Origin of the sequence: Halomonas sp. HP20-15, assembly GCF_033446685.1 — a bacterium.
Classification (GTDB): domain Bacteria; phylum Pseudomonadota; class Gammaproteobacteria; order Pseudomonadales; family Halomonadaceae; genus Modicisalibacter.
The window spans coordinates 50579-64369 of record NZ_JAWQLY010000014.1 but is presented as its reverse complement, the minus strand read 5'-3'; the positions used below and the strand labels follow the sequence as shown (position 1 = coordinate 64369).

The 13791-nt window shown below is 66.6% G+C and carries 15 protein-coding genes; 8 read left to right on the top strand and 7 right to left on the bottom strand.

Annotation, left to right across the window (positions count from 1 at the left end):
• Window positions 1–111 precede the first annotated feature (111 nt).
• Together adk and R6258_RS16490 are read right to left on the bottom strand one after the other, a co-directional pair.
• Window positions 112–768 (bottom strand): adenylate kinase, encoded by a 657-nt coding sequence (gene adk / locus R6258_RS16495; RefSeq protein WP_318452797.1) that lies wholly within the window; start codon window positions 766–768, stop codon window positions 112–114.
• Between the two features lie 224 nt (window positions 769–992).
• Complete coding sequence (locus R6258_RS16490) at window positions 993–1364, bottom strand: diacylglycerol kinase (protein ID WP_318452796.1); 372 nt, start codon at window positions 1362–1364, stop codon at window positions 993–995.
• A 233-nt stretch (window positions 1365–1597) separates the two neighbouring features.
• Between R6258_RS16490 and R6258_RS16485 the strand changes: the two genes are divergently transcribed.
• The 5 genes from R6258_RS16485 to R6258_RS16465 all read left to right on the top strand — a co-directional run bounded on the left by R6258_RS16485 (window position 1598) and on the right by R6258_RS16465 (window position 6523).
• Window positions 1598–2575 (top strand): MDR family oxidoreductase, encoded by a 978-nt coding sequence (locus R6258_RS16485; protein WP_318452795.1) that lies wholly within the window; start codon window positions 1598–1600, stop codon window positions 2573–2575.
• Window positions 2576–2661: 86 nt separating this feature from the next.
• Complete coding sequence (locus tag R6258_RS16480; protein WP_318452794.1) at window positions 2662–3696, top strand: type I glyceraldehyde-3-phosphate dehydrogenase; 1035 nt, start codon at window positions 2662–2664, stop codon at window positions 3694–3696.
• Window positions 3697–3773: 77 nt separating this feature from the next.
• Window positions 3774–4937, top strand: coding sequence for a phosphoglycerate kinase (locus R6258_RS16475; protein WP_318452793.1), 1164 nt, complete (start codon window positions 3774–3776; stop codon window positions 4935–4937).
• 90 nt (window positions 4938–5027) lie between these two features.
• Window positions 5028–6092, top strand: a complete 1065-nt coding sequence (gene fba, locus R6258_RS16470) for a class II fructose-bisphosphate aldolase (protein ID WP_318452792.1) — start codon at window positions 5028–5030, stop codon at window positions 6090–6092.
• Between the two features lie 110 nt (window positions 6093–6202).
• Window positions 6203–6523, top strand: coding sequence for a hypothetical protein (locus tag R6258_RS16465; RefSeq protein ID WP_318452791.1), 321 nt, complete (start codon window positions 6203–6205; stop codon window positions 6521–6523).
• Here R6258_RS16465 and R6258_RS16460 read toward each other — a convergent pair.
• Window positions 6520–8049 (bottom strand): sodium:solute symporter family protein, encoded by a 1530-nt coding sequence (locus R6258_RS16460; protein ID WP_318452790.1) that lies wholly within the window; start codon window positions 8047–8049, stop codon window positions 6520–6522. The two genes, R6258_RS16465 and R6258_RS16460, sit on opposite strands and share 4 nt — an antisense overlap.
• On the bottom strand, window positions 8042–8275 hold the full coding sequence (locus R6258_RS16455; RefSeq protein WP_318452789.1) for a hypothetical protein: 234 nt from the start codon (window positions 8273–8275) through the stop codon (window positions 8042–8044). Before R6258_RS16455 ends, R6258_RS16460 begins: the two co-directional genes overlap by 8 nt.
• Before the next feature lie 224 nt (window positions 8276–8499).
• Here R6258_RS16455 and R6258_RS16450 point away from each other — a divergent pair, with 224 nt between their 5' ends.
• On the top strand, window positions 8500–9888 hold the full coding sequence (locus tag R6258_RS16450) for an SLC13 family permease (RefSeq protein WP_318452788.1): 1389 nt from the start codon (window positions 8500–8502) through the stop codon (window positions 9886–9888).
• A gap of 30 nt (window positions 9889–9918) precedes the next feature.
• Here R6258_RS16450 and R6258_RS16445 read toward each other — a convergent pair whose 3' ends face one another.
• A complete protein-coding gene (locus R6258_RS16445) occupies window positions 9919–10071 on the bottom strand; it encodes a hypothetical protein (RefSeq protein ID WP_318452787.1) in 153 nt (50 codons plus the stop codon).
• A 99-nt stretch (window positions 10072–10170) separates the two neighbouring features.
• Window positions 10171–10470 carry a DUF4235 domain-containing protein gene (locus tag R6258_RS16440; RefSeq protein WP_318452786.1) on the bottom strand — a complete coding sequence of 100 codons (300 nt, stop codon included), beginning with the start codon at window positions 10468–10470 and terminating at the stop codon, window positions 10171–10173.
• Window positions 10471–10671: 201 nt separating this feature from the next.
• Here R6258_RS16440 and R6258_RS16435 point away from each other — a divergent pair, with 201 nt between their 5' ends.
• Window positions 10672–11028, top strand: coding sequence for a hypothetical protein (locus tag R6258_RS16435; RefSeq protein ID WP_318452785.1), 357 nt, complete (start codon window positions 10672–10674; stop codon window positions 11026–11028).
• 33 nt (window positions 11029–11061) lie between these two features.
• Here the strand turns inward: R6258_RS16435 and R6258_RS16430 are convergent, their stop codons facing one another.
• Window positions 11062–12168 carry a right-handed parallel beta-helix repeat-containing protein gene (locus R6258_RS16430; protein WP_318452784.1) on the bottom strand — a complete coding sequence of 369 codons (1107 nt, stop codon included), beginning with the start codon at window positions 12166–12168 and terminating at the stop codon, window positions 11062–11064.
• A 242-nt stretch (window positions 12169–12410) separates the two neighbouring features.
• Here R6258_RS16430 and R6258_RS16425 point away from each other — a divergent pair, with 242 nt between their 5' ends.
• Window positions 12411–13790: an NAD-dependent succinate-semialdehyde dehydrogenase gene (locus tag R6258_RS16425; protein WP_318452783.1), complete on the top strand. Its 1380-nt coding sequence runs from the start codon at window positions 12411–12413 to the stop codon at window positions 13788–13790.
• Window position 13791 lies beyond the last annotated feature (1 nt).

Below are 13791 nucleotides of genomic sequence, written 5' to 3'. Positions count from 1 at the left end.
CGGCCGGCGGCGAGTCGGCAAAAGCCGCGCGCGGCAGCCGCCCGACGCAAACAGCCCGGCCACCGGGGCCGGGCTGTCCTTGCTTGCGAGCCTGAAGGCAGTGTCGCGGCGTCAGCCTTCCAGCGCCTCGATCACCTGCCGCTTGATGTCGTCGACCGTGCCGATCCCGGCGATGCGGTGATAGCCCGGCGCCTCGCCGGGCGCCTGCTCGGCCCATTCGCGGTAGTAGGCGACCAGCGGCTCGGTCTGCTCGTGATAGACCGACAGGCGATTGCGCACCGTCGACTCGCTGTCGTCCTCGCGCTGGATCAGCGTCTCGCCGGTGACGTCGTCCCGGCCCTCTTCCTTGGGCGGGTTGTACTCGAGATGGTAGACGCGCCCCGACCCGGGATGCACGCGGCGACCCGCCAGGCGCTTGACGATCTCCTCGTCGTCGACGGCTATCTCGACCACGTGGTCGAGCTTGACGTCGGCCTCCTTCATCGCGTCGGCCTGCGGAATGGTCCGCGGGAAACCGTCGAACAGGAAACCATTGGCGCAGTCCGGCTGGCCGATGCGCTCCTTGACCAGGGCGATGATGATGTCGTCGGACACCAGCCCACCGCTGTTCATGATCTCCTTGACCTTGAGGCCCAGATCGCTGCCTTCCTTGACCGCGGTGCGCAGCATGTCGCCGGTGGAAATCTGCGGAATGCCGAAGCGCTCGCAAATGAACTGGGCTTGCGTACCTTTGCCGGCACCGGGGGCGCCCAAGAGGATCAAACGCATCTGTGCTGCTCCTTTAGATTTTTCGCGGCCAATTGTTATTGACGCTGGCGTAGTGGGTGTCGGAGGCGGCGCCGTCCGGGACTAATGGAAAGACCCGTGACGATACCGGGGGCGTCGCGGCCAGACAAGCAGACAAACGACTGAACGCGACATGCTGACGCACCCGGTACTTTCACTGTAGTAGAAGCCAGCCGGGCGCTGCGCTCACCGCCTCCAGACGAGGCTCAACCGGGCAGGCGCTGCCACAGCAGCAAGCCCCAGGTCAGTCCGGCCATGATCAGCGACAGCATCACCGCGGCGGAACCGATGTCCTTGGCTCGCCCCGACAGCACGTGATGCTCGGGACCGATGCGATCGACCACGGTCTCCACCGCGCTGTTGAGCAGCTCGACGATCAGCACCGCCACGCAGCTGCCGACCAGCAACAGCCACTCGACCGGGGTTTCGCCGACCCACCAGGCCAGTGGCAGCAGCAACAGACACAGCACCGCCTCCTGGCGAAAGGCCGCCTCGTTGACGAACGCCGCCTTGAAGCCCTTGAGGGAGTAGCGGGTCGAATGCACCAGATGCCGCCAACCGGTTTCGCGTGGTTTCATGCTGCCATTTCGCTCCTGTTTCGCGCCTGGGACACCGGATTGGCCGGGCCTGTCGAGGCTTCTGGCAAGCCGCCGCGGGGCGGAGCTGCCGACAATCCGTCGATGGTAGCAAAGGCCCCCACGCTGGCAAGCACTCGCGTCCGGGCCGGCATTGCCGGACCCCGATGCGGCGGCTAGTCTGGGAAGATCGTGAGATGCCTAACCGTCACGAGACAACTATTCAGGAGACAACCATGCCCCGCGTGCTGATGCTCAAGGATGAAGACCCGCGCGCCCGGGTCGAAACGATCGACGAGGAGCGCCTGCCCGAGCGCGCCGTGACCGTCGACATCGACTTTTCCGATCTCAACTACAAGGACGCGCTGGCGGTGACCGGCAGGGGCAAGATCGTCCAGGACTACCCGTTCGTGCCGGGCATCGACTTCGCCGGTACGGTGCGTAGTTGCGAGGGCGAGCGTTTCGCCCCGGGCGACAAGGTGATCCTCACCGGCTGGGGGGTCGGCGAACGCTACTGGGGCGGCTTCGCCGAGACCATGCGGGTCGACGAGGAGTGGCTGGTGCCCTGTCCCGAGGGGCTCTCCACTCGCGAGGCGATGCTGTTCGGCACCGCCGGTCTGAGCGCCATGCTCAGCGTGATGCGCCTGGAGGAGGTGGGCCTGGCGCGCGGCGCCCGGGTGGTGGTCACCGGCGCCACCGGCGGCGTGGGCAGTTGGGCGGTGAAGATGCTCGCCCATGACGGCTACGAGGTGCATGCGGTCACCGGCAAGCCCGACCAGGACTCGTGGCTCAAAGAACTGGGCGCGGCCGAAGTGCTCGGGCGCCACGAGTTCGAAGGCGAACCGCGGCCGCTGGAGAAGAGCCGCTGGGCCGGCGCCATCGACACCGTCGGCGACAACGTACTCGCCAACGTGCTGGCGCAGATGGAATACCACGGGCTGGCCGCCGCGGTGGGCCTGGCCGGCAGCAGCGAACTGCCCACCACAGTGATGCCGTTCATCCTGCGCGGCGTTTCGCTGCTCGGCATCGACAGCGCAATGCAGCCGTTGACCCGGCGCCGCGAGGCCTGGCAGCGCATCGTCGAGCTTCCCGAGTCGGTACGCCACGCCATGCATTACGAGGAACTCGGCATGGAGACGATCGCCGAGCGCGCCGAGGCGATGATCAACGGCGACATTCATGGGCGGCTGTTGCTCAATCCGCATATCGACTGAGCCGGTGGCCTGCGGGCCGGCCGGTTGGGGCATTGCGCGCTTTGCGCTAGAATCGCCTTCCGATCGTCACCAGCGTCGAGCCCACCATGCCCCACCGCATCGCCATCAACGGTTACGGCCGCATCGGCCAATGTGTGCTGCGCGCGCTGGTCGAGCGCCCCGAGCTCGAGCGCGACGCGGGACTCGAGGTGGTGGCGATCAACGAGCTCTCCGACCCGGCGACCGTCGCCTACCTGACCCGCTACGACACCACCCACGGGCGCTTTCCCGGCGAGGTCGCCATCGACGGCGACACGCTCGCGATCAACGGTCGGGCGATCAAGCTGCTCCGTGAGCCCGACCCGCAACGCCTGCCCTGGAAGGCACTGGACATCGACCTGGTGATCGAGTGCTCGGGCAGTTTCAAGGACCGCGCCACCGCCGAACATCACCTCGCCGCCGGGGCCCGACGCCTGCTGTTCTCGCAGCCCGCCGAATCCGACGTCGACCTGACCGTGGTCGGCGGCATCAACGAAGCCGCGCTCGAGCCGGCAATGCGCATCGTCTCGGCCGCCTCGTGTACCACCAACTGCCTGATACCGATCCTCACCGTGCTCGACGAGGCGCTGGGCATCGAGCACGGCGTGACCACCACCATCCATTCGGCGATGAACGACCAGCCGGTGATCGACGCCTACCACAAGTCCGACCTGCGCCTGACGCGTTCGGCGATGCAGTCGATCATTCCCGTCGACACAGGCCTGGCGCGCGGCATCGAGCGGCTGATGCCGAAGCTCGCCGGCCGCTTCGAATGCCTGCATGTGCGGGTGCCAACGATCAACGTCTCGGCGATGGACATGGCGATTTCCGTGCGACAACGCACCACTGCCAGCGAGGTCAACGCGCTGCTCGCCGAGGCCAGCCGCACGCGTCTGGCCGGGCGGCTCGGCTACACTGAAGAGCCCATGGCCTCGGTCGACTTCAACCACGATCCGCGCTCGGGTATCGTGGACGCCACTCAGACCCGGGTCGCCGGCGGCCACCTGGTCAAGCTGCTCAGCTGGTTCGACAACGAATGGGGCTTCGCCAATCGCATGCTCGACGTCGCCGCGCGGCTGGCCGAGCTCGATGCACGTCCCTAGCCATGCCCCGCCCGCACCCGAACACGACCTATCCCGGTTCCACTCCCGAGTTCAGCCACCATGAGGAGCATCTGTCCATGAACGTGCGCAAGATGACCGACCTGACACTCGCCGGCAAGCGCGTGCTGATTCGCGAAGATCTCAACGTCCCGGTCAAGCAGGGCAGCGTCACCTCCGACGCTCGTATCCGCGCCTGCCTGCCGACCATCGAGGCCGCGCGCGACGCCGGCGCCAAGGTGCTGCTGATGAGTCACCTGGGTCGTCCCAGCGAAGGCGAGCCCGCCGACGAGTTCTCGCTGGCGCCGGTCGCCACCCATCTGGGCAAGCTGCTCGGCCAGCCGGTGCGCCTGGTCGACGACTATCTCGACAACCCGGTCGAGGTCGGCGAAGGCGAGGTCGTGCTGCTCGAGAACGTGCGCTACAACCGCGGCGAGAAAAGCGACGACGAGGCACTCGCCCGGGCCTACGCCAAGCTCTGCGACATCTACGTCATGGACGCCTTCGGCACCGCGCACCGCGCCCAGGCCTCGACCCACGGCGTGGCGCGTTTCGCCGCCGACGCCTGTGCCGGACCGCTGCTGGCCCGCGAACTCGAGGCGCTGGAAAAGGCCCTGGCCACGCCGGCGCGCCCGATGGTGGCGATCGTCGGCGGCTCCAAGGTGTCGACCAAGCTCGAGGTGCTCAATGCGCTGTCCGAGAAATGCGACCAGCTGATCGTCGGCGGCGGCATCGCCAACACCTTCATCGCCGCGGCGGGCCACAATGTCGGCAAGTCGCTGCATGAGGCCGACCTGGTGGACCAGGCCAAGGCGTTGATGGCCAAGGTCGAGATCCCGCTGCCCACCGACGTCGTGGTCGCCACCGAGTTCTCCGAATCGGCCGAGGCTATGGTACGCCCGGTCGACCAGGTCAAAGACGACGAGATGATCCTCGACATCGGCCCCGATACCGCCTCGCGCTTCGGCGCGCTGCTCAAGGATGCCGGCACGATCCTCTGGAACGGCCCGGTCGGGGTGTTCGAGATCGATCAGTTCGGCAAGGGCACCGAGGCGCTGTCCCAGGCGATCGCCGCGAGCAACGGCTTCTCCATCGCCGGTGGCGGCGACACCCTCGCGGCGATCGACAAGTACGCCATCGAGGACAAAGTCTCGTATATCTCGACCGGCGGCGGCGCCTTCCTCGAGTACGTCGAGGGCAAGCAGTTGCCGGCGGTGGTGGCCCTGCAGGACGCAGCCAAGTAAGCCGGCCTGTAAATCCAGAAAATCCAGCATCACCAATCCGGGGCGGCACTTTAGCCGCCCCGTTTATCACCATCAGGAAAACGCACACCCATGGCCCTGATCAGCCTGCGCCAACTCCTCGACCACGCCGCCGATTACGGCTACGGCGTGCCGGCCTTCAACGTCAACAACCTGGAACAGATGCGCGCCATCATGGAAGCCGCCGACGCCACCGATTCGCCGGTGATCGTCCAGGCCTCCGCCGGCGCCCGCAAGTACGCCGGCGCGCCCTTCCTGCGCCATCTCATCCTGGCCGCGATCGAGGAGTTCCCGCACATTCCGGTGGTCATGCATCAGGACCATGGCACCAGCCCCGCCGTCTGCCAGCGCTCGATCCAGCTGGGTTTCTCGTCGGTGATGATGGACGGCTCGCTCGAGGAAGACGGCAAGACCCCCGCGGACTACGCCTACAACGTCGACGTGACCCGGCGCAGCGTCGAGATGGCGCACGCCTGCGGGGTTTCCGTCGAGGGCGAGCTGGGTTGCCTGGGCAGCCTGGAGACCGGCCAGGCCGGCGAAGAGGATGGCGTCGGCGCCGTGGGCACGCTGTCCCATGAACAGATGCTCACCGATCCCGAGGAGGCCGCCGCCTTCGTTGCCGCGACCCACGTCGATGCCCTGGCGATCGCCATCGGCACCAGCCACGGCGCCTACAAGTTCACCCGTCCGCCGACCGGCGACACGCTGTCCATCGCGCGCATCCGGCACATCCACGAGCGCATCCCCAATACGCACCTGGTGATGCACGGCTCCTCCTCGGTGCCCCAGGAGTGGCTCGAGATCATCAACGAGTATGGCGGCAAGATCCCCGAGACCTACGGCGTGCCGGTCGAGGAGATCGTCGAAGGCATCCGCCACGGCGTGCGCAAGGTCAATATCGACACCGACCTGCGGCTGGCCTCGACCGGCGCGGTGCGCCGCTTCCTGGCCCAGAATCCGACCGAGTTCGACCCGCGCAAGTTCCTCAAGGAGACCGTCGGCGCCATGCGCGAGCTGTGCACCGCCCGTTTCGAGGCCTTCGGCACGGCCGGCAACGCCAGCCGCATCAAGCCGCTCGGCCTGGAAGCGATGGCCCAGCGCTACGAGACCGGCGAACTGGCGCCGCAGGTGAACTGAGCGCCGCGGCTACGTCCATCGGCGAAGGCTTCAACGGCCTTCGCCGACGGACGCCTCGCCTGCCTGGCGATGCCTAGCGGCCCCGCGAACCAACCACCAGGGATCGCCCGATGCACAACCTGATCATCCCTCTCGCCACCTGCGTCATCGCCTTCGCCGCGATCTTCGGCTACCAGGCGTTCTCCGACAGCCAGCTCGACGAACGCATCGAGCAGGCCATCGCCGCCTCGCTCGCCAGCGAGCGCCGTGACCCAATCAAGGTCGAGCTGACGGCCATGCACGAGGTCAACAAGGGCTATGGCGTCTGCGGGGAATACGCCCTCGCGTCGCCGACGGACAGCGGCGGCGCGTTCTTCTACAGCAAGGTCAGCGAGCGCGTGACGCTGGGTGCCGACAGCGAGCGCTACCGGGCCAACTGCGGCGAGCGCTAATCGTTGTGTGCTGCGCTTTCTCGGGCGTTGTGGGTCCGAATCACCTTTTTACCGTGACGCCGATACCACTGCGGCGCAGCGATGCGGAAGAAACGCTCGGTCACCGCGGCATCCACCGGGCGGGTGGCCAGCGACACCGCGACGAACACCGGCAGATTGATCATCAGCCCCCAGAAGCCGGCGTGAATGCCCAGCGGGTGCTTCCACAGCGTGGTGAATGCGGTGGTGACGACGAAGCCGACGAGGATGCCGGCGATCACCCCGACCCGTGACGCACGCGGCCACAGGAACATGCCGATGAACGCCGGCATCACCTGGGTGGCGAATCCCAGCCCGATCAGCAGAATCATCACCAGGCTGCCCGGCTCGGCGATCGCCAGCGGCGCGACGACCAGCGCCATCAGTGGCACGATCAGCCAGCGGGCGAGCCGCGCAGTGGCGGCGTCCGAGAGCCCGCACAAGGGCTGGATGACGTCCTTGCCGTAGCTCAGCGCCACCGAGTGGATGAACGGCTCGCAGGACGACATCGACGCCGCCAGCGTCCCCGCGCCGAGCAGACCCACCAATACCGCCGGCAGGTGCTGCAGGGCGTACTCCAGCACCACGGTATCGCTACGCGCCAGTTCGGGCAGCGCATAGATGCCGATGAAGCCCACCATTACCATCGGCAGGATCACCAGGTAATAGCTGGGCAGCCAGGTGGCGCTGCGGCGGATGGTGCCGGCCGAGGCGGCGCTCATCCATTGTGTCCAGACCGGTGGCATGAAGGACAACATCGAGACGATCACCGAGGTGGTCCAGAACCGGAAGCTCATGTCGCCGCCGGCGCCGGGCAGGCTCAGCCAGGCGGCATGCTCCTCGCGCAGCCGATCGAATACCGCGGCGAGCCGCCAGCCACCGGTGGCGGCGTGCACCGCCCACAGTCCCACCGCCCAGGCGACGGCGAACATCAGCACGCCCTGGAAGGCATTGGTGCGGCCGATCGCCCGCTGGCCGCTGACGAACAGGTACAGGGCGATGCAGCTCAACACGCCGATCACCCCCAGCCATACCGGAATCGCCCCGCCGCTCATCACCGTAAGGATGTAGGCGGAGCCGATGGTCTGCAGCACCGCGTAGGCCAGCGAGCCCACCGACATCACCAGCGCCGACAGGCCGCCGAGAAAGGGACTCTGGTAGCGGTCGGCGATGGCGCTGGCCTGGGTGACGTGGCCGAAGCGTTCGCCGAACGCCCAGACCCGGGGCCCGCAGTACCATGCCACCAGCGCCAGGTAGGCGAGATACACCACCACGTAGAACACCGGCACGCCCTTGGCATAGGCCCATCCCGGCGCGCCCATGAAGGTGTAGGCGCTGACGCTCCCGGCGGCGATCAGCAGGTACAGCGTCACCGGGCCCATGCTGCGCCCGGCCACGCCCCACTCCTCCAGGCTGTCCATGCGCCGCCCGCGGCGCGCATGCAGGCCGATCGCCATGACGACGACCACATAGCTCAGGGTGATCGCAAGCGGGGCCGGGCTAGTCATCGTCGGGCCCCTCAGTGTCGATGAAGCGATTGGCGACCGCCATCACGGCGCAACTGGCGAACACCACCGCGTAGCTCCAGACGACGATGGCGGGCATGCCCAACCAGCTCGGGGCCCGGTTGATCCAGCCGATGACCGGCCACAGCCCCAGCGCCAACAGCCCTATAAAGGCGAGCAGAACCCCCCAGCCTGACAACGTGGTGGGCAGGACGAAACGTCGATGCATGGGTTGGCTCTCTTGTGCACTGAAAGGGGCCACGGCGCCGAAAGGGCGGCGCGCTCGCCGACACCCTGCATTGCGAGGCGTTCGAAATGGCGCATAGCCTACCGCAGCGATGCCAGCAAATGCAGCCCGAGCCACTACCGGCTAGCCTGGCCGACCTCGTGGGCGACTGATTCGCCTGCTAAACTCGGCGCCTCCCAGCTCTCATCCCGTTCTCAGGAAGCGCCATGTCCGCCGTCATGCTCACCCGCCTACCGGTCCGCACTCTCGTCGCCCTGGCGGGGCTGCTGGGGGTGGCTGGGTTTCTGCTGGCGTGGCCCTCGGCCGCTCCGCTGCTGCGCGCCGCGAGTGTGGTGGTGCTGTCGATCGCCTTGTGGGCGACCGGTTGGCTGCCGCAATGGCTGACCGCGCTGGCGTTCTTCACGCTCTGCACGGTGGCCGGTGTGGCGGATGCCGATACGGTGTTTGCCGGCTTCTCGTCGGCGGCGACCTGGCTGGTGTTCTCGGGGCTGGTGATCGGCGCCGCCATTCAGCACACCGGGCTGGGCGGCAACCTGGCCAGCCGCGTCGGGCCGCTCCTGGCGCCCTCCTACCGGCTGGCGGTGGGCGGAGTGGTGACATTGGGGCTGACGATGGCCTTCGTCATGCCCTCGGCGATGGGTCGTATCGTGTTGATGGCGCCGATCCTGGTCACGCTGGCCGACCATCTCGGCTACGCGAAGGGCCGGCGCGGACGCACCGGGGTGATTCTCGGCGGCATGATGGGCACCTATCTGCCGACCTTCGCGATCCTGCCGGCCAACGTGCCCAACAACGTGCTGATGGGTGCCGCCGAGACGGTGCTTGGCGAGCCGCCGAGCTACAGCGCCTATCTGCTGCTGCACTTTCCGGTGCTCGGGTTGCTCAAGGCGATCATCCTGGTGTGGGTGATGCTGCGCCTCTACCCGGACAGCGACCCACGACCCGAGGCGCGGCAAGCCGGCGCTTCGTCGCCCCTGAACGGGGCGCAGAGGCGGCTCGCCTGGCTGCTCGCCGCGGCCGTACTGCTGTGGCTGAGCGATGCCTGGCATGGCGTTTCACCGGCCTGGATCGGCATGGCTATCGCGCTCGTCTGTCTGTTTCCGGGCAGCGGACTGATGAAAGACAGACCGCTGCAGTCGCTGAACTTCGAGTCGCTGATCTATGTGGCGGGAATCGTCAGTCTCGGCGCGCTGGCGCATGCAAGCGGGCTCGGCGCGCGCATCGCACACGTCCTGCTCGAAGCGTTGCCTCTGGGCACCACCGGCGATGCGGCGACCTTCGGCCTGCTGAGCGGTCTGGCGACGGCGCTGGGCACGTTGGTCACGTTACCCGGGGTGCCGGCGGTACTCACGCCGCTGGCCCCGGAGATGGCCACGATAACCGGTTGGTCGCCGGAAGCGATCACCATGAGTCAGGTGGTGGGGTTTTCTACCGTACTGTTGCCCTACCAGGCGCCGCCGCTGGTGGTAGGCCTGATCAGCACCGGCTTGCGACTGCGCGACGCCATGCGGGTGCTGCTGATCATGGCGGCCCTCAGCCTGGGGCTATTGTGGCCGCTGGATTACCTGTGGTGGCAATGGCTGGACTGGATCTGAAGCGACGACTACCGGTCCGCGACCGAGGGTTCAGTCGATGCCGTAACGACCGGCGCTTTGGGCCAGGAAGCCGCGATAGGCGCTCTCGGTCATGCTGTCGAGCAGGCGATAGGCCTTCACCCCGATACGCTTCAACAAGGAAGCCCGAGCGGCGCTGGAAAGGGAGGAAGTCTGGGTAGTCATGGTTCTTGCCCCTGTTGATTACAAGTTACCGACTATTATGCCCAAACCTTAGACCTTGGTCTAATATATTCGCCTTTGGTCGCATGCCGCTCAATGCCGCTAGCCCAGCGGGCGACGGCCGTAATCGAGCAGCCGTTGGCGGCGCTGACGGCGACGCTGGACCCGCCGTACCGCCTCGCTGCCGGCGCGCCGACCGATGATTCGCGACACGCCGACGACCATCCCGGTGCCCGCCCCCCACAGCAGCGCATGACGCCACTTCACGTCACGATCGTAGGGATCGAGCGGAGGCTTGCCGATCTTGCGTTCATAGGCCTTGCGCGTACCGTTCCTGGCGGCTATGCCAGCGGCGATGGCCGCGCCGGTGCTGAGCAGTGACCAAAGCGTTTCGTCTCTCATGAGCGTCTCCTATTTCGGCTCTTCCCTGAATCCTTGCCGCCCGATGGCGGCGAGGCGCCACGCCCTCAGCGTAGCCGAGGCGGTTGCGGATGCCGATACTGCAATGCAGCATGGCGACCGGTATCCCTGTAGTATGCACTGAAGACATTCGGTCCTGCTGCCGATAAATCCATGTAGCCAAGCCCACCACGGTGTTCGCCCATGCGTCAAACCTCCGCTCTCGATCCGCTGATGCCATTCTCTCCGGCGGCCCTCAGTGGCATCTGGTCGGTCAGCCTGATGACCTATGAACTCTGGACCTCGTCGCTGTCGACGATCGCCCTGCGCAATAATCTCTGGTGCACGCGCGTGCCCACCAGCCCGGCCATGCTCGACGAGAACCAGCGCATGGTGACCGAGAAGCTCGATGCCGGAATCGAGGTCGCCGCACAGCTGCAGCAATCGCTGTTCAGCCTGTGTACCGGCAGCTACGCCCCCTGGTGGGAAACCGGACAACGTGCGCTCGAGCCCTACCATAGCCGCAGCACCGCCAACTCGCGCCGCCTGGCGGCGCTTTGAACGGCCGGCCGCCCGCGCTCGCGTGAGCAACGCTCAGCCCGGGCTCTGCGAATCCGGCGTCTCGAGGGTTCGGCTGCCGTCATAGGCGATACAACGGCCGTACTCTTCCCAGGCGGGTTCCTTGTTGGGACTGTCGACGAAGACATCGCCCCGCGAGACATTGGTCGGCGGCCCGCCGCGTTCCTGGCAGTTGGCGGCCTTGTCCACCGCGATACGAAAGCCGTAGCGATTGTGCTCGAAGCGATTGTTGCTGAACACGTTGTCGCGGCTGAAGCTGTCGTCCCAGCACAGCACCGGGTCACGATGGCGGATCGAACAGGTCAGGAACACCCCGGCCAGTTGATTGTTCCTGATCAGGTTGTTGCTGAAACGATTGTGCTCGGCGTCGGCCAGGTACAGGCCATGCGAGCCGTTATCGGCGATGACGTTGTCGACGACCTCGCTGCCCTGCAGGTATTCGACGGTAATGCCCGCCGCCACGTTGTCCTCGATGACGTTGCCGACCACCCGCGTCGGCCCGGCCCGGTTGAGCGACAAGCCATCCCACTCGGCCTGGCTGATATAGTTGTTCTCGATCAGCACATCCCGACTGTGATACTCGGTCAGCAGGCAGGCGCTGCGACAATGGCGAATATCCAGGTTACGCAGCACGATGCCTTCACCGCGCCTGACGATCAGTCCGCTATTGCTCAGGTAAGGCAGCGCCGGCTTGAACTCGCGCTCCGTGCTCGCGTCGCCGCGGATCGCCAGGTCTTCCACCGTGACCTGGCGAACGGGGCTTTGCGGTTCGCGATGGTACGCATCGCCCAGCACCAGCACCGGGCTGGAAATGCCCTCCTGCATCTGCAGCACCGTGGCCTTTGCCCCCTCGCTCGCCTGGCCGCGTAGCGTCAGGTTGCCGCGCTCTATCACCACCATCTCGTTGAGGCGATAGGTGCCCGCGTCGAGGCATACCGTCTGGTGCTGGCCGTTGCTTGGCAAGCCGTCGAACGCATTCTGCAGGTCCTCCCCCGGTCTGACGCGGCGGTCGCAATCCGCCTCGGGGTTGGCCGATGCCAGTCCCGTGCCGAGGGTCATGATCAGCACCAGCACTGAGCAGACGAGCCATCCGATGTGTCTTGGGTCAGCTAACAGCTTCACGAACTCCTCCTCTATCCGGCCTTCGTCGTCGGGCCGCAGCCCGTTACTGTGAACGAAATCAACGCGGGCGGCCATCGAGCGGGCTCCTCACGCTCAGCGGCATAAGATAATCGAAACGGGGACTCGTCGCGCCCTTTAGCGCCCCCCTTGAAGGGACGGTGTCTCAGCATCACTGTCTACACTGTGAGCATGCGAATGGAATGAACACGCGCTCCCTAGCAGTCAACGCCAAGGAGGATGCGATGAGCCGCAAGACGCTAACCGCCGTGAACCCCGCCAACGACAAGGTGATCGGCGAGCACGAGATGCTCAGCGAGTCGGAGATCAGGGCCAAGCTGGACGGCACCCGCCGCGGCTTCGACGAGTTGCGCAGGTTGCCGGTCGCCGAACGCGCCAGGAAACTGCACGCCGTGGCCGACCTGATCGAGAAACGCCAGGCCGACATCGCCGAAGTTATCTGCCACGAGATGGGCAAGAAATTCGGCGACGTGATCGCCGAGACCCAGATCTCGGCCGCCATCGTGCGCTTCTACGCCGACAATGCCGAAAGCTTCATGGCGCCCAAGCCCAAGCAGGTGGCCGGCGCTCAAAAAGCCGAGGTGGTCCGCGACCCGATGGGCGCGGTGCTCGGGGTGATGCCATGGAACTATCCGCTCTATCAGGTCGTGCGCTTTGCCGCGCCCAACCTGGCCGGCGGCAACGCCTGCCTGCTCAAGCACGCCTCCAACGTGCCGGGCAGCGCCAAGCTGATCACCCAGCTGTTCCATGACGCCGGCTTCGAGGACGGCACCTTCACCTGGCTGCCGGTGTCCTCTAGCGAGATCGCCGACATCATGCGCGATCCGATCGTCTGCGGGGTGACGCTGACCGGCAGCGAGGAAGCCGGCAAGGCGGTGGCCAAGACCGCCGGCGAGCTGATCAAGCCCAGCGTGCTGGAGCTCGGCGGCATCGACCCGCTGATCGTGCTCGACGACGCCGACGTCGACAAGGCGGTCGAGATCGCCATCGATGGGCGCTTCGACAACACCGGCCAGAGCTGCGCGGCCGCCAAGCGGCTGATCGTGGTCGAACCGCTGGTTGAGCGCTTCACCGAGCGCCTCGTCGACCAGGTACAGAAACTCCGCGTGGGCGATCCGATGGACGAGAGCACCAACATCGGCCCGATGTCACGCAAGGACCTGCGCGACGATCTCCACGATCAGGTCAAGCGCGCCGTGCGCAACGGCGCACGGGTCGAGACCGGCGGCGAGATCCTCGACAAGCCCGGCGCCTGGTACGCGCCGACCGTGCTGACCAACGTCGCGCCCGGCAACCCGGCCTTCGACGAGGAGCTGTTCGGCCCGGTGGCCTCGGTGGTGACCGCCGACGACACCGAACATGCCATCGAGCTGGCCAACAACAGCCCCTACGGATTGGGCGGCACCGTGGTCGGCCAGGACGTCAAGCGCGCCGAGCAGGTCGCGCGACGCCTGGAGGTGGGCATGAGCTTCGTCAACCGCCCGACCACCCCCTTCGCCGAGCTGCCGTTCGGCGGCGTCAAGGGCAGCGGCTACGGACGCGAGCAGAGCGAATACGGCTTCGGCGAGTTCCTCAACGTGCGTACCGTCTACGTCGCGGCCTGAT